We start from the raw sequence: 618 nt of genomic DNA on the forward strand, positions 1-618 counted from the left end.
GCGTCGACCGGGCAGGTGCTGAGCAATACGCCGTCCACCATGGTGCCGCTCAGCGCTTTCGCCCATGTGGTCGAGCGCGCCGCGCCGACCTCGGTCAACCACCAGGACGGCGAGCTGGCCACCACCATCTCGTTCAATCTGGACACCAACACCTCGCTGGGCCAGGCAAAGCAGATCATCGAGCAGGCCGAGGCCGACATCGCCATGCCGATCAATGTGCGCGGCAGCTTCCAGGGCACGGCGCTGAGCTTCCAGCAGTCGCAGGGGCAGCAGCTGTTCTTGATTCTGGCGGCGCTGGTGGTGATCTACATCGTGCTCGGGGTGCTNCAGGCCGAGGCCGACATCGCCATGCCGATCAATGTGCGCGGCAGCTTCCAGGGCACGGCGCTGAGCTTCCAGCAGTCGCAGGGGCAGCAGCTGTTCTTGATTCTGGCGGCGCTGGTGGTGATCTACATCGTGCTCGGGGTGCTCTACGAGAGCCTGATCCACCCGCTCACCGTGCTGACCACGCTGCCCTCGGCCGGAGTCGGGGCGGTGCTGGCGCTGCTGCTGTTCAACATGCAGTTCACCATCATCGCGCTGATCGGGGTGTTTCTGCTGATCGGCATCGTGAAGAAG

The 618-nt window shown here is 64.7% G+C and carries 1 protein-coding gene; it reads left to right on the forward strand.

Annotated features, from left to right (window positions below; translation table 11 throughout):
* Positions 1–618 (forward strand): efflux RND transporter permease subunit (locus QZH66_RS18045; RefSeq protein WP_305807181.1); only part of this gene is annotated, 618 nt, incomplete at both ends.

The sequence above is a fragment of the Stenotrophomonas sp. YIM B06876 genome, assembly GCF_030711595.1.
Classification (GTDB): Bacteria; Pseudomonadota; Gammaproteobacteria; order Xanthomonadales; family Xanthomonadaceae; genus Stenotrophomonas.